Source organism: Klebsiella sp. PL-2018 (genome assembly GCF_019048985.1).
GTDB classification, from domain to species: domain Bacteria; phylum Pseudomonadota; class Gammaproteobacteria; order Enterobacterales; family Enterobacteriaceae; genus Klebsiella; species Klebsiella michiganensis.
The window spans coordinates 2958040-2975273 of the sequence record NZ_CP077673.1 but is presented as its reverse complement, the minus strand read 5'-3'; the positions used below and the strand labels follow the sequence as shown (position 1 = coordinate 2975273).

Below are 17234 nucleotides of genomic sequence, written 5' to 3'. Positions count from 1 at the left end.
TATTTAAGAGCGTTATTCCGGCGTCCAGTTAATCAGCCGGTGTAAGAAAGCATCCACCGCCAGCCAGAGCAGGACGGTCAGTAGCACCAGAATAAACAGGGCCGCAAAGCAGATATCGGTTTGCAGACGGGCGTTGGCGTTAAGCATCACGTAGCCCAATCCTTCGGCTGAACCGACCCATTCGCCGATGATCGCCCCGATGGGGGCGACGGCGGCCGCCATCCGCAGGCCGGAACCGAGGGCCGGAAGGGCAGCCATCAGGCGAACGTGGCGCAGCTGCGCGCCAAAAGAGGCCCCCATCGTGCGTGCCAGATCGAGATAGTCGTGGTTAACCCGGCGCAGACCGTCGAAAAACGCCGAGGTGACGGGAAAGAAAATCACCAGCACCGCCATCATGACCTTGGCGCTCATGCCGAAACCGAACCACAGCACCAGCAGCGGGGCAAGGGCGAAAACCGGGATCGCCTGACTGGTCAGCACCAGCGGCATCAGCCAGCGCTGAAGGCGAGGCGAGACAATCATGCACAGCGCCAGGATCACGCCGAGCAGAACGCCGAGCGCGAGGCCGCTGAGGATCTCGCTTAATGTGATCAGCATGTGTTCGCCGAGGTACGCGCGGTTGACCCACAGAGCGCTTGCCACCGCCGAGGGGGAAGGCAGCAGGAAAGCGGGAATGCCGCTGCGGGTCGCCAGCCACCAGAGCAGCAGCAGGCCGCAGAACACCACGGCGGCGCGAAACAGTTTTGCGCTCATCCGTTAGCCCTTATGAGCTGTTGCAGCAGCTCCGCCTGGCTGGCCAACAGCGCCGGGTCGTCCGGCGCTCGCGGCGGCATGCCGGAGAGGTGATGCCCGTCGTCAATCCCGCCGGGAGCGGGGGAAAGGACCAGCAGACGGTGGCTCAGGCGGCAGGCTTCCATCGGGTCGTGGGTGATCAGCACGACGGTGCGGTTTACCAGCAGCCCGGCGGCCAGGGTCTGAATGCGCGTGCGGGTAATCGTGTCGAGCGCGGAAAAGGGCTCGTCCATCAGCACGATGGGCCGGTCTTCGTAGAGCGTACGCGCCAGCGCCGCACGCTGGCGCATGCCGCCTGAGAGGGCGGCCGGGCGGTCGCCGGCGCAGTGTTCAAGGCCAACCTGCTGTAACAGCTCGGCAACCCGCCGATGGTCCACGCGCTCCCCGCGCAGACGCGCGCCAAGCGAGACGTTGTCGCGCACGCTTAACCACGGATACAGCAGATCTTTTTGCCCCATCCACGCCAGCCGCTTGTTTATTGGCTGCCCGTCGCTGGCGCGAACCTCACCGGCGGTGGCTTTTGCCAGCCCGGCGATAATACGCAGCAGGCTGGTCTTTCCGGCGCCGCTGGCCCCCAGCAGCGATACCCACTGGCCGCCGGGGATAGTGAACGTCAGATTGTCGAAGATCTGCCGCGAGCCAAAGCGCAGGCCCAGGCCGTGCACCTCAATTCCGGGAGCCGTCACGCCGGGCGCTCCGCGACGGCGTTAAGGCCCATCTGCCAGAAGTTAGCCTCCAGACGCGTGGCGGTGGTGAAAATAGCGCTGAGTTCAGCGAAACGCGCCTCACCGCCGCGCTGCTGCCAGAGGGTTTCCAGCAGGCCGATGGCGTTATTGACGCCGTTCAGGTAACCCTCATCGCCGTAGTTGCGGATCCACGAGTCATAAGGATTGGCGGTCAGCCGGGTCGCCGGATCGTGCAGCAGGCCGAGGCCGATTTCCGCGTAGCCGGCCACGCAGGGCATCAGCGCCGCCAGCAGATCCAGGGCGTCGCCGGAGTGGCCAATGTCCAGTACGTAGCGGGTGTAGTTGACGGTTTCCGCGGCTTCCGTTTCGGCGGCCATCGTCGCTTCATCCAGCCCCCATTCCCGGCAGTAGCCAACGTGGAGCGGCAGTTCGTCGAGAATGGCGTTCATCGACGCGGCGGCAGCGCGCATTTCCGCCAGGGTGCGCAGCTTGCTGACCAGCAGGGCGTAGCTGCGGGCGAAGTGGATCAGAAACAGATAGTCCTGCGTCAGATAGCGGCGAAAAGCGGGCTCGGGGAGGGTACCGTTGGCGAGCTGGCGCAGGAAGGGGTGGGCGACGTAGTGCTGCCAGTCGGCGCCGGCCTGCTGACGCAGACGACCATAAATACCCTGGGTAAACGCGGGAAGAATCACAGGACCTCCTGAAAAAAAGGGAGATCCGGGCGTGCTGAAAGAAGTGTGAACAGGCAATGGCGCAAAACTGGCGGAAATGCCGACCCGTCCCTTCGCTGGCATGACCCAGATCAGGTTCAAAGGGTTCGGCTTACGCCATCTCAGCCCTCACGGGACACCCCTCGGTTTGGCCCCTGTTATACGACATTCCCTTTTTGATTACAATGCTGTGAATTTTATGAGGAAAGGTGACGTTGTCACGTGTGAGTGTCGCGAGAAAGGGCTTTGTACATCGCGGCAGCCCGGCGGCGGCTGATGCCTTGCCGGGCGCGTATTATCAAAGGATCAGTGAAATTCTACCCAGCTGGCGCCGCTGTCTGCTGAACGTACGCACTTCTCGACCCAGTGCACGCCGAGCGCCCCGGCTCTGGCATCCGGATACCAGAAGTTTTCCAGCAAAGCCGCGTCGCGACGGTCGGTGGCATCCATGGCGATGGCAAAGCGGCGATACAGATTCGACCAGGCCTCAAACAGCCCTTCGGGATGGCCGCCGCCGATCCGGTCGTCCTGCAGGGCCAGCGGATCGAGATAGGACATTCCGCGTTCGAGGATGCGCACCGGCTCGCCCTGAATTTCGTAGCGCAGCTGGTTCGGCTGTTCATCCCACCACTCCAGGCTGGCTTTCTCCCCGACGATGCGGACCTTCTGTCCGTGCATTGAGCCGCTGTTGACCGCCGAGCACCACATCGACCCTACGGCGCCGTTGTCGTACTCCATCAGCACATGCGCGTTATCCTCCAGCGGCGCGCGGCTTTTGACAAAGCTCTGGCGGGAGCACATCAGGCGAGTGATATTGAGCTTCGGCGCCATGGTCTCCGCCAGGAACAGCGGGTGGGTGGCCAGATCGCCCAGCACGTAGCTGGGACCGACAAATTTCGGGTCCACCCGCCAGCGGGTGCTGGGGTTATCCTGCTCTACCGGCTGGTTATGGAAACCGTGGGCGAACTGCATATTGATGATGCGGATCTCGCCCAGTAGCCCCTGTTCAATCATCTGCCGCGCCTGGAGAATCAGCTGATGCCCGGCGTAGCCGTAGGTGACGCCGATGATTTTGCGCTGCTTTTCGCTCAGGGCCACCAGCGCATCGGCCTCTTCGCCGGTAAAACAGAGCGGTTTTTCGCAGACCACATGCAGTCCGGCCTCCAGCGCCGCGCGGCAAATGGCGTAGTGGGTGTTGTTTGGCGTGGCGATGGAGACCGCTTCAATGCCGTCTTCCCGCGCCGCCTCTTCGCGAAACAACGTTTCGTAGTCGGGGTAACAGCGCCCGGCCTCCACGCCCAGCTGCTGGCCAAACTCGCGCCCGCGCCGTGGGTCAATATCAAAGGCTCCGGCCAGCAGGGTAAACGATCCGTCACGCAGCGCCGCAGAGCGGTGAATATAGCCAATCTGGCTGCTTCCGCCGCCGCCCACCATACCCCAGCGCAAGGAGCGGCCAACAGGTTTAATACCGTTAATCATGTGTTTTCTCCCGATTAAAAACCAACCGAGCGCAGGTAGCGCAGGCTTTCCGTGACCGCCTGCAGGCTGCCCTCGACGTTGCGCGGATCGCGCTCTTGCTCAATGGTGATCCAGCCCTGATAGCCCCGCTTGTCGAGAAAGGCGCGCACCGCCGGATAATCAATGGCGCCGCTGCCGAGCGGGCACATCACCCCCTCCGCGCAGGCGGAGAAGAAGTCGATGCCGCGGGAAATCACGCTCCTGAACACCTGCGGGTCGACATCTTTAAAGTGCAGGTAGTCAAGGCGATCAAAATGGCGATCCAGCCAGCTGATGGGGTCCATACCCGAATAGAAGAGATGGCCGGTGTCGAGACATAAACCGGCTACGTCATGGGGGATTTGCGCCGCCAGCAGATCGATTTCATCGGCAAACTCAATGCAGCCGCCGGCGTGAGGATGGATAACCGGGCGAACGCCGTACTCCTGCCACGCCAGTCGGCTGATGGTCACAATGTGGTCGACCATCCGCTGCCAGTCGGCGGGTGACAGGCGGGGAGCCAGCTCGCCGCGCCCGGCATATTTCGCCCGCTGCGGATTGCCGAAATCAATAATGACCAGATAAGGCGGCTGGAAGGGGTTGCCCGGCGTCTTTTCCGCCGACGGCACCTGCGACAGGTTGCGGCAGAGGTTATGCGTCAGTTCGACAATATTCGCGAAGTTCTCTTCGCTGACCAGATCGTCGAAGATCGTTCCGGCAACCAGCGACAGCCCCTGTTTATTCAGCGCTGCGCTGAGTTCATCGGCCCGGGTCGGCAGATAGCTCCACGGGCCCAGTTCAATGCTTTTATAACCGGCGGTCGCCGCTTCTTCCAGTACCTTGGACCACGGCGGCAGATAAGGATTTTTGGGATCATCGACGCCCCAGCTGCACGGCGCGTTGGCAATATGTATGGTCATGATGGCTTCCTTTTCAGATGAGGAGAAAACATGACCAGTATTGAATGAAAATTTCATATCCAACAATGATGAAATTTAAATTCTTTGATGGGATTCAAGGTTTATTTTGATGGCATAAATGATAGTTTTTTATCAAACGCAGCGCTGAAGCGGGGCGCGGCAACTTTACCCGCGCCTGCGGCAATCAGAGGTGTTCTTTAGTGAGGAGGTCAAACGGCTGTAGAGCGTTGATAAACGCCGCCTGCGGCTGGCTGGCGGCGTGGACAAACGCGTTGATGGTGGCGGCGGCAAATTCGTCAAGCCGATGGGTAAGCATGAGATCGATAGTGCCGTCAATTAGCGCCAGCTCGCCGCTATCCACCGGGCCATGACAAATCAGGGTGACCTGATGCTGGCGCTGGCGCGCGCGCAGGGCGGCGACAATCCCTTCCACGCCGCCGCAGGGCGCGTAAATGGCCTTCAGATCGGGGTACTGTTGCAGCATCTCTTCCGTAACCTGGCGCGCGACATCGGCGCGTTCGTGGCTGCGCACCGGTTCAAGCACCCGATCGCCTTTGCCCTGTTCACGCAGGTAGGAGCGGAAACTTATCTCGCAGCTTTCCTGACAAATAAACCGGTTATCGCCGACGATAATGCCAATTTCGCCGTCTTCGTGGCACAGCCTGTCCACCGCCCAACCGGCGGTGCGGCCCGCTTTCTGGTTATCCAGCCCGATATAGCCGGTACGCTGCGGGATGCTCATATCGGAGAGCAGGGTGAAGACGCGGACGCCTTTCTCGATGGCCTGCACGACCGCATGGCGGATAAGCGGATTATCCAGCGCGACAATACCGATAACGTCGACCGTATCGCTCAGACGGGCGATCGCGGCGGCCATATCGTCGATGGCGTTAATATCATAATGCAGGAAAGCGGGGGCCTGCGCCGGGCTATGCCACGGTAACGCCGCCTGCTCCAGCGCCTGCGCCAGCTGATGGTAAAACGAGTGTGACTGCTGTAGCAGAATGAAGCCCATTCTGAGGGCTACCGCCGGCCGATCCGCCGCCAGCCGATAGCGGGATTGCTCCAGCGCGAAGCCTAAGCGCCGCGCGGATTCCAGCACTTTACGTTCGGTGCTCTCTTTCACGGGCGTGCGTTTATTGAGCACCCTGTCCACCGTCGCGATACCGACTCTGGCCTCTTTGGCGATATCCGCCATGGTGACTTTTTTTGCTGACATGATTCTCTTCCTTTGAGGGTAATGATAAAAAGCTATCATTATTGTGACAGGCAAACAGCGAGGCGGGTCAGACTTCAGGAAAATCATTTCGCCGCACTGGCTTCATTGACCTGATATTCAACCGCCAGGGTCTACACTAAGTGCATCCCCACTCAGGAACAGGATGTTATGACGTATTCCCTCTCAAAAAAATTCCTCGCCGCCACCTCTGCGCTGCTACTGCTCTCCATGAGCGCGGTCCCGGCCAGCGCCGCCGCCGATAATAGCGACGCGGTCTCTCCGCTCAGCGCCGGAAATGGCTTAAGCGAAGCGGCAAAGCAGTATCTCCTGCGCTATCCCTCCCGCAGCGGCGTGGACGGCAAAACCGCCCGCGAAGATACCGCCGCGGTCTTTATTCCGTTTGGCGCCACCCCGGAAGGGGGATGGCCGGTTGTGGTCTGGGCCCACGGTACCGTGGGCGTGGCTAATCACTGCGCGCCGTCGTTAAACCCGCGCAGCGATCGCGATAAGCAGTACCTGAACACCTGGCTGTCGCTGGGCTACGCGGTGGTCGCGCCGGATTATGCCGGTCTGGGTTCGTCTGGCCTGCACCATTATCTTAATGCCCGCGGCGAAGCGTGGAGCGTGCTTGATAGCGTTCGCGCCGCCCTGAAACAGTTCCCGCTGAAAAATGAACTCATTCTGGTCGGACAGTCGCAGGGCGCGCACGCCGCGTTCGCCAGCGCCGGATATCAACCCCACTACGCGCCGGAGCTGAATGTTCGCGCAACGGTGCTGACCGGGACGCCGTATTTTGAGAAGGGGACCACCGCAGCCGACATTCTTCCGCCGGCAGTCGGCAAAGCGCCGATCGGCGGCGACCCGAAAATACCCTATATTTTCTATATTTACCTCTCGGCTGCCGATAGCAACCCGCAGCTCAATCCGGCTGATTATTTCCAGGATAAAGCGCTGCCGCTGCTGAAAGAGGCGAGCAATTTATGCATTACGCCGCTCAACGATGAAGTGATGAAGGCCGGTCTGAATGCGGCTAACGCCCTGAAGCCGGGGGTGGATTCGCTGTTAAACGCCAGCGTGGGCGCCATGCTCTACCCGACGCTGAAAATCGATCACCCGGTGTTTATCGGTATCGGCAGCGCGGATATTAACGTGCCGACGGCAATGCAAAAACGCTTTGCGGACGCGGTGAAAAGCGCGGGAACCCGTGCGGACGTGCATATTTATGAGGGGCTGGATCATAGCGGTACGGTTAACCCGTCTATACGCGACTCAGTGCCGTTTTTGATTAAGACGCTCAACGATAAGCGGTAGCGGCGAAGGGATGATGAGCCGCCCTGAGCAAGGGGCGGTTCAGTACAGGTATGGCGTCGATTACCAGTATTTGGGGATCAGATAGCCATACATAACGACGGCGACAACAATCATCAGCGTAATAATCGCCCAGTCGGCTTTTAGTGATTTTACCGCGTTCATAAGTTCCTCTTTTTCAATGAATCACCGGGTAACGTTACCGCCGTCGCGCCTGCATGTAGGTGATAGAGATCACATAAAAAATATTTGTCATACAAATAAAGTGTGTCAATTTTTTTACTCTTCTCAGCAATATTTTGCCCGCTCATTCGTCTACCTCCGCACAGGGTAATTATTCAATAGCGTAATGAGGTAAACAGACGATGAGAGATATCGATATGCACGGTCAGCACCACCATCACCGCTTTGGCCGCCACAGAATGGCGAAGCCGCTTCTTATCGGCGTGGCGCTAATCGCCATACTTGGGCTGCTGGTGATGTCGCTGTGGAATGCGCTGCTGCCGGCCATCCTTGGGGTGAAGAGCATTGGCTTCTGGCAGGCGTTAGGTGTGCTGGCGCTGTCGCGGATCCTGTTCGGCGGTCTCGGCTTTCGCCCGGGAATGTTCGGCATCGGTAACGCGCGGCGTCGGATGCATGAACGCTGGATGAACATGAGCCCGGAGCAGCGCGATGAGTTTGTGCAGCGCTTTGGCCACCGCGGGCATCGCGGCCACTGCGGCTGGCGCGACCGCCGCAGCGAGCATGCTCCGCAGCAGGAGAGTTCGCCTAAAAGCGCGGATCCCGAGTGAGCACAATGAAAAACAGGATCGTGGCGCCATCACGGCTTGTTTCCGCCCTCGATGCCTGCCGGTCGCGGCTGAAGGCTTTTATTCGCGGACGGACCCCGCTGCGCGATGAGGCGGACGATATCCTGCAGGAAGTGACGTATCAGCTCATTCGCGTCGAGCAGCCGGTGGAGAATATCGCCGCCTGGTTGTTCCGGGCGGCGCGTAACGAGATGACCGACAGGGCAAGAAAAAAGCGCGAGCTGCCGCTGGCGGGCGGTTTCAGCGACGAGGAGGAGGGCGATTTTCCCGAGGATGAGCTGGCCGAAACGCTGTTTGGCGTTGCGCAAACGCCGGAGGATGAGTATCTGAAAGCGCTGCTCTGGGAGGAATTAAGTCAGGCGCTCTCGGAGCTGCCGCCCGCCCAGCGTGAAGCCTTTGAGAAAACCGAACTGCATGGCTACAGCTACCGGGAGCTGGCAGAGGAGTCCGGCGTCAGCGAACAGGCGCTGCTCTCACGTAAGCATAAAGCGGTACTCTACCTTCGTACCCGCCTGCGCGCGCTGTACGATGAACTGCTGGCCAGTTAGGCATTCTCCGGCTCCTGCTGCAGGGGCCGGAGAGGTGCGTTTAAACCGCTGATTGAATTATTGCCTGTAGCCCCAGGCCGTGAGGAAGGCGCTAATCGCGCATTCGGCGAGCTGCTCCAGCCTCTCTGGCGCCACCGCTTTTTGCGCAATTAAGGCCCCCGGCAGCGGATAGCCCATAATCGCGCCGAGAAACGCCGTCGCCTCTAGCTCCGGCTCGCTGAGGGTCAGCAGACCTTCGTCTTGTTTCTGCGCCAGGATATCGCTCAGCGCCTGCAGTACGCGGCCTGAGGGGCGCTGTTCGAGCGTGACGTAAAGCTCGGGCTTTTGCACCAGCACCTGGATCAGCAGGCGCTGAAAGTGAATATTCTCCGGCGCATAAAAGTGTTGTTGCACCACTTTCGCAAACCCGCGCAGCAGCGCGGGAAGATCCTGCTGACGATCCTGCAAAAGCTGGCGCAGGGGCGGCTGCATGGTGTCATTGAGAAACGCGAACGTCTCCAGCAGCAGCGCGTCTTTGCCGCCGGGAAAATGGCTGTACAGGGTCGGGCGCGTGGTACCCGCTTCGGCGGCAATGGTATCCAGCGACACATCAAGCCCGTGGCTGAGAAACAGCTCACGGGCGGTTTGTAAAATGCGTGGGCGGGCTTTCATTGGCCGCCCGCGTTGATTTCCCATCAATTGAGTCCTTACCGTTTGCGCCCTTTAAGGCGCATCATTCCTTGCTGTACCAGCAGGAAAAAGAGTGGAACGAAGAGCAAGGTCAGCAGCGTCCCGGTGAGCATACCGCCGATCACCGCGGCGCCAATCTCACGCTGGCTGGAAGCGCCGGCGCCGGTAGAGAGTACCAGAGGGATAACGCCGACAACAAATGCAAGTGAGGTCATCACGATGGGGCGCAAGCGCAGGCGAGCGCCCTCCAGCGCCGCGTCGGCCAGCGTTTTACCTTGCTGAAACCGCGCCAGGGCGAACTCAACGATCAGAATCGCGTTTTTGGCGGAAAGCCCCATGGTCGTCAGCATACCGACCTGAAAGTAGATATCGTTTTCGTATCCGGCGAGCAACGAAGCGCTCACGGCCCCAAGAATGCCTAACGGGACGATCAGCAGTACGGCGACAGGAATCGACCAGCTTTCATATAAGGCGGCGAGACACAAAAACATAAAGGCCAGCGACGCCAGGTATACCCATAACGTCTGCACTGAGGAGGTCTGCTCCTGCCAGGATAAACCGCTCCATTGCCTTTCAAACCCGCTCAGCTCGCCCACCAGTTCGGACATCGTCGCCATCGCCGCACCGGAACTGACTCCCGGCGCCGCGTTTCCCTGAAACTGCACGGCCGACAGTCCGTTAAACCGCTGGAGCATTTGCGGCCCGGTGGTCCAGCGGAATGATGAGAAGCTGTCGAAGGAGGCCATGTTGTTGCTGTCGCCGCGGACAAACCAGGCGGATAAATTATCCGGCGTCGAACGCCAGGCCGCATCCCCCTGCATATACACGCGCTTGACGCGCCCGCGGTCGATAAAATCGTTGATGTACACGCCGCCCCAGGCCGCAGAGAGGGTGCTATTGATGGCGGCCTGATCCAGCCCCTGGGCCTGGGCTTTTTGTCTGTCGATATCCACCTGCAGCTGCGCTTTCTCCTCCAGGCTGTTAATTCGCACGGCGTCCAGCGTCGGCGTTTGCCTGGCGGCAGTGAGGAGGGTGGTTTGCGCCTCGATGAGCGCCTGGCGGCCGTTTTCCGCGCTGTCCTGCAGCCAGAGTTCAAAGCCGCTCGACTGCCCGAGTCCGCGTACGGTAGGCGGCGACATGACGCTGATGGTGGCCAGCCGGGCGTTTTTTAAAAAGTACCGGTTCGCCCGCGCGATAATCGCCTGCGCGCTGTTCTGTTCCCCGGGACGCGCGTCCCAGTGCTTTAGTTCGGCGAAGGCCATCCCGACGTTCTGCCCGCTGCCGGCGTTGTTTCTGCCGGTGACCATAAAGATGACGTTGAGGTTATCCTCCTCCTCGGCCATGAAATAGCGGGTAATGTCCGTGCCGACCGCCTCGGTCATCGCCATCGGCGAACCGGATGGGAGCGTAAACTGAACCATCACCGCGCCCTGATCCTCTTCGGGCAGAAAGCCGCTGGCCAGCTTCTGATACTGCCAGAGCATCAAAAGCGTCAGCGTCAGGGCCAGCAGCACAAAGCGGAGCGGGCGAACGATTATCCGCCGGAGTATGGCGAGGTAACGGTTCTGGCTGGCGGCGACGCCGCGGTTGAAACAGGTGAAGAATCGCCCTTTTTTAAGGTGCCCGGGTTTAAGCAGATGGGCGCACAGCGTCGGCGTCAGGGTTAACGCCACCAGCGCAGAGAGCGCCATTGCCGAGACGATGGTGACGCTGAACTGGCGGTAGATAATCCCCACCGAGCCGCCGAAAAACGCCATCGGGATAAATACCGCAGAGAGAACCAGCGCGATGCCAATCAGCGCGCCGGCGATCTCATTCATAGAGCGCAGGGTGGCTTCAGGCGGGGTAAGATCCTCCTCCGCCATCAGGCGTTCAACGTTCTCCACCACCACAATGGCATCATCAACCAGCAAACCGATTGCCAGAACCATCGCAAACAGGGTGAGGGTATTAATGCTGTAGCCCAGCAGGCTGAGGATGCCGAAGGTGCCGAGCAGAACCACCGGCACCGTGAGCGTCGGGATCAGCGTAGCCCGCCAGCTCTGAAGAAAGAGGTACATGACGGCCACCACAAAAAGAATCGCCTCAATCAGCGTACGCACCACGCTTTCAATAGAGACCGTCACGAACGGCGTGCTGTCGCGCGGGTAAGCGGCGACAACGCCTTGCGGAAAGCGCGGCGTCAGGCGTTCGACCTCCGCCCGGATCTTCTCCGCCGTCGCCAGCGCGTTAGCCCCCGATGCCAGCTGAATTGAGATCCCGGCGGAGGGGAAACCGTTGAGCGTGGTTTGGTTTTGATAGTTTTCCGCGCCGATCTCCACCCGGGCGACATCGCGCAGATAGACCACCGAGCCGTCGCTGTGGGTACGCAGGATAATATTTTCGAACTGTTCCGGACGCTCAAGGCGGGACTGGGTGGTGACCGTTGCGTTCAGATACTGCCCCTCCAGCGTGGGCAGCGAACCGATTTCACCGCTGGTGACCTGCGAATTCTGCGCCTCGATGGCGGCCTGCACGTCGGAGGGCATCAGACCGTAGCTGGTCAGCTGCAGCGGATTGAGCCAGATGCGCATTGCATACTGGGCGCCGAAAACGGTGGTTTCTCCGACGCCTTCAACCCGGCTCAGCGGCTCCTGCAGGGAACTGACGAGAAAGTCGCTAATATCGAGGCTGGTTAACGACCGGCTTTGGTCATACAGGGCCACCACCATCAGGCTGTCTCCCTGTGATTTGGTCACCGCGATCCCTTGCTGCTGCACCTCCTGCGGTAAGCGCGTGATAGCCTGATTGACGGCGTTTTGCACCTGTACCTGCGCCATGTCAGGGTTAATGCGCTGATCAAAACTGAGGCTAATGCGCGCCTGGCCCGCTGAACTGCTGCTGGAGGAAAAATAAAGCAGGCCGTCGATACCTTTAATCTGCTGCTCCAGCACCTGCGTCACGCTGTCTTCCACGGTTTCAGCCGAGGCGCCGGGGTAGTTTGCCGTGACGTTGACGCCGGGCGGGGCGATATCCGGATACTGTTCAACCGGCAGGGTCAGCAGGGCAAGGGTGCCGGCCGCCATAATACAGATGGCGATGACGACGGCGAAAACCGGGCGAAACACAAAAAAGCGAGCCAGCATCGTGGTGCACCTTCGGTCAGTTAAGGGATGCTTGCAGAGCAAACACGGCGGGCGGCGCGTTTATCGCATCGTCGGGCGGAATCGGGGTAAAGGGCAGCCCATGGAATGCCTCATCGTGGACTTTGCTCATCAAGAAGGCGCCGATCTCAGAACATGACGTCGTACGCTGGTACTCACTCCACAGATAGTCGTAGGTTTGAATGCTGAAAATATTCTGCTGCAGTAAAAAGTGCAGATAGCGTTGCCGCTGTTCCACGCGCTGGCTAATAAGCAGGGCGCGACAGCGCCAGGCCTCGGACGGTTCTTGTAGGTGCGAGCAGGCGTCATAGAGCGGGGCGCCCTGCGCGGGCAGGCTGGGTAAAGCGGCGTTCATCGCGCAGGGGAAAATGGCTAATGCAATGAAATAAAAAAGCTTTCCCCATTTTTCTTTGTTAATCATCAGATTCACTCCGCTAGTTTATTTACTTTACAGTAAAGTAAATAAACTGTTTAAACAAGCGTTCATCTGTACGAAGAGTAAACGGGGAAAGCGAGGGGGGATGAGCAGGATACGCCTGCTCAGGATTTAAAACATGCCGTTGCCGCTGGCGGTTTTTTGCGGAACGTTCTGGGTCACGTCCCAGTGTTCAACGATTTTATGCTGCTCGTCGACGCGGAAGATATCGATAATCGCCCGCGTCACGCCCGGCTCGCGGCCGGTGACCTCAACGTGCAGGATCACATGATCGCCGTCGACAAACGCCTGCTTAATTTCGCTGTGCGAGTCGGGATATTTGTTCTTCAGGAAGGCGATAAATTGCTCAAAGCCTGCAACGCCGTCTTTCGCCATCGGGTTATGCTGTACGTAGCGGTCTCCCAGATAGGGTCTGGCGGCGGCAAAGTCTTTGTCATTTAACGCTTTATTATAAAAATCAATAACATTCTTTTTATTCAGCTGTTCATTTTCACTGTTGCCCGCAAAAACGGCGGGCGTCAGAGCGCAGAACAAGGAAAAGGCGACGATCGATTTTTTCAACATACATCCTCCGGTGGGGTTGATACCAGGCTCCTGGCCTGTCAGGTGAGTGCATCAGCTTCCCCAGCGGCTTTTCAGGTAGTTAACGGCCTGCTGGGTTTGCGGCTGATTGAGGTAATTCTCTCTGAATAAAATCGTGCCCTGAATTTGCGGCATGGATTCATTCAGATCAAGCTGCTTTTTCAGCTCCGGCACGCCGCCGCTAATCATCCAGTCAGGTTCATTCTTCGATGGCTCGCCAACTTTGTACAGCGCCACGCCGATATAGAGGCGGGTATGGGTGGGTTTCACCACGTCAGCCCACCACTTTGCCAGCACATCGTAGCGGGCCGCGTCGCGAGCGAAAGGCCAGTAAATCTGCGGCGCGATGTAGTCCAGCCATCCCTGCTGGACCCAGAGGCGGGTATCCGCATACGACTCATCGTAGGCCGCTGCGCCGCGGGTATCTGAACCCGCCGGATCGTGGGAGCGGTTGCGCCAGACGCCTGCCGGACTGACGCCAAATTCAACATCGGGATTCAGCTGCTTGATGGTGCGGGAAACCTGCTCAATCAGCAGCTGCGTGTTGTGCCGCCGCCAGTCCGCTTTCGCGGCAAAGCCCTGGCCGTACTGCTGGAACGTCCGGTTGTCGTTAAGGGCCGATCCCGGTGATTCGGTGTAGAAGTAATCGTCGAATTGGACGCCGTCAACCGGGTAATGCTCCACAACCTCGGCCACGATGCTGGTGATCCAGTCGCGGACTTCCGGAATGCCCGGATCGAGCACGAAGCGATCGCCGGAGGTGCGAATCCACTCAGGGTGCAGGACGTATACGCTGGCGGGAACCTGCGACAGCGTGCTGTTCAGTTCGGTGACGGTTTTCGGCCGCGTATTGACCGAGACGCGATAGGGGTTAAACCAGGCATGAACGCGCATGCCGCGCTTATGGGCTTCATCCAGCATAAATTTGAGCGGATCGTAGCCCGGATCCTCACCGATTTTGCCGGTCAGCATATCGGACCACGGCAGAATCTTCGATGGCCAGAGCGCGGTGCCATCCGGTTTCACCTGGAAGAAGACGGTGTTAATGCCGAGGCTTTTTAAATTATCCAGCTTGGCAACCAGCGCCTGCTGCTGCAGGGCGATGCGCCGTTCGGCGCTAATGCCGCCATTGACGGATTCCAGCGGCGGCCAGTCGAGGCGCGACACGGTCGTCAGCCAGACGCCGCGCACCGGCTCCTGGCTTTTGGGCAACGTCGGCTGGCGGGCCGCGGGCGGCATGGGCGTGACAAGAGAAACGGGCGGTTTGCTACCGCAGTGGGCTAACAGCAGCGCGGCAGCTATAGCTACCGCGGATATTTTCACCTTGTTCAGAATAAACTTACGAGAGCGGATCGTCATCATATTTGCCAGCTTTTCTGGTCATCGCACAAAAGAGTCATTTTCGTATTATTCGGCTTTAAGTCAATCATTTAGCTACAGATGCGGCGGCATAAGCACGCAAACCTCAGACGCAGAAAACGCCTCCTGCGCCGCGCAATGGTTTGCCATGATATATCATTGATATGCATTAAAACTTGATCGGTTCAGGGCGAGTATAAACAGGATTTATTAAAATTTGGCCAAACAATTGACCTTTGGCCTTTTCCGGCGAGTCAAACTGGATTAGCACAATGAACTACTCATCATCACGCCATCGTCTGTGGATACTCCTGTTTCTGCTTGCGTTACTGAGCCTGGGAACCGGGCTTTGCTACTGGCAAATGCAAAAAAAGGTGGATCAAGATATCCATTCGCGCCTGCAGCAGGCGATAGCCAGCCTCGATGTGACCGTCTCCCATGCGGAGCAGGCAGCCGATCTGGCTGAGCCTTTTTATGGTAAAAGCTGTAGCGAGAATGTCCTGACGGAGCTGCGCACGCTGGTGGCCACCATTCCCGATGTGCGCACGGTGAATTTAGGTAAGGATAACGAAATATACTGCACCTCGGTTTTTGGCGGGCGTAAATTTCAGTTCGATCGCCGTCAGTATACGCATGGCGCTCTGCGCCTGCTGAGCGGCAGCGAAATCACGCCGTTTCATCCCTTGATGGTTTACAGCGAACAGGATGAGCGGGGAAATACGATTCTGGTTGGCGTTGACGGCTATTATTTATACAACATTTTGACCGTTCTTGATGGCGATGCGCATCTCTATCTTCAGGTTGGCGATCGGATAATGACCCGCAAAGGGGAAGTGACGGCGACGCCGGATATCAAGGTTCCCGTGCGCCTGGCCTCTGAGCTGTTTACCTATTCGGTTATTGCCGACCGCGGCTACGCCTCTGGCGTCGGTGCGTTTATCCGCTATGAGCAACACACGCTTATCGCCATTATTCTGGCCTCCTTGCTGCTCACCTTTTTATTCAGAAACTACCTCCGCTACCGTAATACGATTGAGTATCAGCTCAGAAAGGCTATCGAACTGAAGCAGCTCAAGCCCTATATTCAGCCAATTATCAACAATGACAGCGGAGCGGTTATCGGTGGTGAGGTGCTGGTGCGCTGGGAACATCCGAAGCAGGGATTTATTGCGCCGGATAAATTTATTTCCGTGGCAGAGCAGACCGGCTTGATTAAAGACGTGACGGCGATTTGCTTTGCCGAGGTGATCCGTCAGCTTCGGCGCCATCAATCCGTTATCCCTGGAGGGCTGTTTATTTGCTTTAACACCAGTTCGGTAAACTTTCAGGACGACGAAATAGTGACCCTGTGCCAGACGTTTATCCAGCAGATGAAAGAGGCGCAAGTCCGCCTTGTTCTGGAGATCACCGAACGGGAGTCGATCGAAAATACCCGGCAAACATCAGCGGTGACGGACAAACTCAGGCGTATCGGCGTCCAGTTTTCGCTGGATGATTTTGGTACCGGCTACGCGAACTACAGCTACATCCAGCAATTTAATCCTGAGATTATCAAAATCGATAAGGTCTTTACCCTCAACATTGTGACCAACACGGCTTCCGCGCTGGTGGTGAAGAATATGGTTAATCTGGCCAGGAAGTTTCATTGCCAGATTATTGCTGAGGGCATCGAGGATAAGGAGCAGCTCGCGATGCTCAAAAATATGGGGATTACCCTCTATCAGGGCTATTACTTTTCTAAACCGGTGCCGGTCGATGCGTTTATTCAGATGCTTCCTCGCTCGTTTAGCGAGTCAGGAAGGCCCTAAAGGCGACGCTCTTGCCCACGCAAAAACACAGGAAATTAAAAGGTGATCGACTCGGCAAAACCGAGTAATAATAACCCGTTCAAGCTGAAAATTTGGCATTATTGAGAAACAACTCAACAACATGGAGGTTGTCTTGTTTGAAACTCATCTCAATATTTTTATCCGCGCGGTTTTCGTTGAAAATATGGCGCTCAATTTTTTCCTCGGGATGTGTACTTTTCTCGCTATCTCCAAAAAAATCGATGTCGCATTTCGCCTCGGGGTAACCGTGACGGCGCTGCTGGCCATTGCGACGCCGATTAACAACCTGATTTACCATTACCTGCTGAAAGAGAACGCCCTGATCGAAGGGGTTGACCTGAGCTTCCTCGATTTCATCACGTTTATCGGCGTTCTTGCGGCGCTGGTGCAGATCCTCGAAATGGTGATCGACAAATATTTCCACGCGTTAAACCATGCTCTGGGGCCGTTCCTGCCGCTGTTAACTATCCACTGCGCCATTTTCGGCGCGACGATTTTTATGGTGCAGCGTGAATACAGCTTCCTTGAATCACTGACTTATGGCACCGGGTGCGGTATTGGCTGGGCGCTGGCGATTGTGGCGCTGGCCGGCATTCGTGAAAAGCTGAAATATGCCAATATGCCGAAAGGCTTACGCGGTTTAGGCAGCGTATTTATTACCGCCGGCTTAATGTCGCTGGGGTTTATGTCGTTCGCCGGCATCTCGCTGTAGGCTGCGCTGAACATC

General features: G+C 58.1%; 17 protein-coding genes and 1 riboswitch. Of the genes, 5 read left to right on the top strand and 12 right to left on the bottom strand.

Annotated elements, in window-relative coordinates; genetic code table 11:
• Nucleotides 1-12 precede the first annotated feature (12 nt).
• From MKleb_RS13840 to MKleb_RS13815, 6 genes are all read right to left on the bottom strand, one after another.
• Nucleotides 13-753: an ABC transporter permease gene (locus tag MKleb_RS13840; RefSeq protein WP_033837174.1), complete on the bottom strand. Its 741-nt coding sequence runs from the start codon at nucleotides 751-753 to the stop codon at nucleotides 13-15.
• Nucleotides 750-1478, bottom strand: coding sequence for an ABC transporter ATP-binding protein (locus MKleb_RS13835; protein WP_025108381.1), 729 nt, complete (start codon nucleotides 1476-1478; stop codon nucleotides 750-752). Before MKleb_RS13835 ends, MKleb_RS13840 begins: the two co-directional genes overlap by 4 nt.
• On the bottom strand, nucleotides 1475-2170 hold the full coding sequence (locus tag MKleb_RS13830) for a TenA family protein (protein WP_025108380.1): 696 nt from the start codon (nucleotides 2168-2170) through the stop codon (nucleotides 1475-1477). The genes MKleb_RS13835 and MKleb_RS13830 overlap by 4 nt, the downstream gene beginning before the upstream one ends.
• Before the next feature lie 70 nt (nucleotides 2171-2240).
• Nucleotides 2241-2342, bottom strand: a riboswitch (TPP riboswitch).
• A 152-nt stretch (nucleotides 2343-2494) separates the two neighbouring features.
• Nucleotides 2495-3667: a Gfo/Idh/MocA family protein gene (locus MKleb_RS13825; RefSeq protein ID WP_025108379.1), complete on the bottom strand. Its 1173-nt coding sequence runs from the start codon at nucleotides 3665-3667 to the stop codon at nucleotides 2495-2497.
• Between the two features lie 14 nt (nucleotides 3668-3681).
• Nucleotides 3682-4605: a sugar phosphate isomerase/epimerase family protein gene (locus MKleb_RS13820; RefSeq protein WP_009652232.1), complete on the bottom strand. Its 924-nt coding sequence runs from the start codon at nucleotides 4603-4605 to the stop codon at nucleotides 3682-3684.
• Between the two features lie 184 nt (nucleotides 4606-4789).
• A complete protein-coding gene (locus tag MKleb_RS13815) occupies nucleotides 4790-5824 on the bottom strand; it encodes a LacI family DNA-binding transcriptional regulator (protein WP_217075937.1) in 1035 nt (344 codons plus the stop codon).
• Nucleotides 5825-5992: 168 nt separating this feature from the next.
• Here MKleb_RS13815 and MKleb_RS13810 point away from each other — a divergent pair, with 168 nt between their 5' ends.
• Nucleotides 5993-7135 (top strand): alpha/beta fold hydrolase, encoded by a 1143-nt coding sequence (locus MKleb_RS13810; RefSeq protein WP_108703433.1) that lies wholly within the window; start codon nucleotides 5993-5995, stop codon nucleotides 7133-7135.
• Nucleotides 7136-7195: 60 nt separating this feature from the next.
• Here MKleb_RS13810 and ykgR read toward each other — a convergent pair whose 3' ends face one another.
• On the bottom strand, nucleotides 7196-7297 hold the full coding sequence (gene ykgR / locus MKleb_RS30210) for a small membrane protein YkgR (RefSeq protein WP_004137159.1): 102 nt from the start codon (nucleotides 7295-7297) through the stop codon (nucleotides 7196-7198).
• Between the two features lie 200 nt (nucleotides 7298-7497).
• Here ykgR and MKleb_RS13805 point away from each other — a divergent pair, with 200 nt between their 5' ends.
• Both MKleb_RS13805 and MKleb_RS13800 read left to right on the top strand, forming a co-directional pair.
• Nucleotides 7498-7923 (top strand): hypothetical protein, encoded by a 426-nt coding sequence (locus MKleb_RS13805; protein WP_025108376.1) that lies wholly within the window; start codon nucleotides 7498-7500, stop codon nucleotides 7921-7923.
• A gap of 5 nt (nucleotides 7924-7928) precedes the next feature.
• On the top strand, nucleotides 7929-8489 hold the full coding sequence (locus tag MKleb_RS13800; RefSeq protein WP_014229338.1) for an RNA polymerase sigma factor: 561 nt from the start codon (nucleotides 7929-7931) through the stop codon (nucleotides 8487-8489).
• Nucleotides 8490-8546: 57 nt separating this feature from the next.
• Here the strand turns inward: MKleb_RS13800 and MKleb_RS13795 are convergent, their stop codons facing one another.
• From MKleb_RS13795 to MKleb_RS13775, 5 genes are all read right to left on the bottom strand, one after another.
• Complete coding sequence (locus tag MKleb_RS13795) at nucleotides 8547-9164, bottom strand: TetR/AcrR family transcriptional regulator (protein ID WP_025108375.1); 618 nt, start codon at nucleotides 9162-9164, stop codon at nucleotides 8547-8549.
• An 11-nt stretch (nucleotides 9165-9175) separates the two neighbouring features.
• The gene (locus tag MKleb_RS13790; RefSeq protein ID WP_025108374.1) at nucleotides 9176-12283 is read right to left on the bottom strand and encodes a multidrug efflux RND transporter permease subunit; all 3108 of its coding nucleotides are present in this window, start codon (nucleotides 12281-12283) and stop codon (nucleotides 9176-9178) included.
• A 16-nt stretch (nucleotides 12284-12299) separates the two neighbouring features.
• The gene (locus MKleb_RS13785; RefSeq protein ID WP_025108373.1) at nucleotides 12300-12722 is read right to left on the bottom strand and encodes a hypothetical protein; all 423 of its coding nucleotides are present in this window, start codon (nucleotides 12720-12722) and stop codon (nucleotides 12300-12302) included.
• 126 nt (nucleotides 12723-12848) lie between these two features.
• A complete protein-coding gene (locus MKleb_RS13780; protein WP_025108372.1) occupies nucleotides 12849-13301 on the bottom strand; it encodes a nuclear transport factor 2 family protein in 453 nt (150 codons plus the stop codon).
• 51 nt (nucleotides 13302-13352) lie between these two features.
• The gene (locus tag MKleb_RS13775; RefSeq protein ID WP_025108371.1) at nucleotides 13353-14681 is read right to left on the bottom strand and encodes a glycoside hydrolase family 10-like protein; all 1329 of its coding nucleotides are present in this window, start codon (nucleotides 14679-14681) and stop codon (nucleotides 13353-13355) included.
• Between the two features lie 269 nt (nucleotides 14682-14950).
• Between MKleb_RS13775 and MKleb_RS13770 the strand changes: the two genes are divergently transcribed.
• Nucleotides 14951-16486 (top strand): EAL domain-containing protein, encoded by a 1536-nt coding sequence (locus tag MKleb_RS13770; RefSeq protein ID WP_025108370.1) that lies wholly within the window; start codon nucleotides 14951-14953, stop codon nucleotides 16484-16486.
• A 121-nt stretch (nucleotides 16487-16607) separates the two neighbouring features.
• Nucleotides 16608-17219, top strand: a complete 612-nt coding sequence (gene nqrE, locus MKleb_RS13765; protein WP_033837173.1) for an NADH:ubiquinone reductase (Na(+)-transporting) subunit E — start codon at nucleotides 16608-16610, stop codon at nucleotides 17217-17219.
• The last annotated feature ends 15 nt before the right edge of the window (nucleotides 17220-17234 follow it).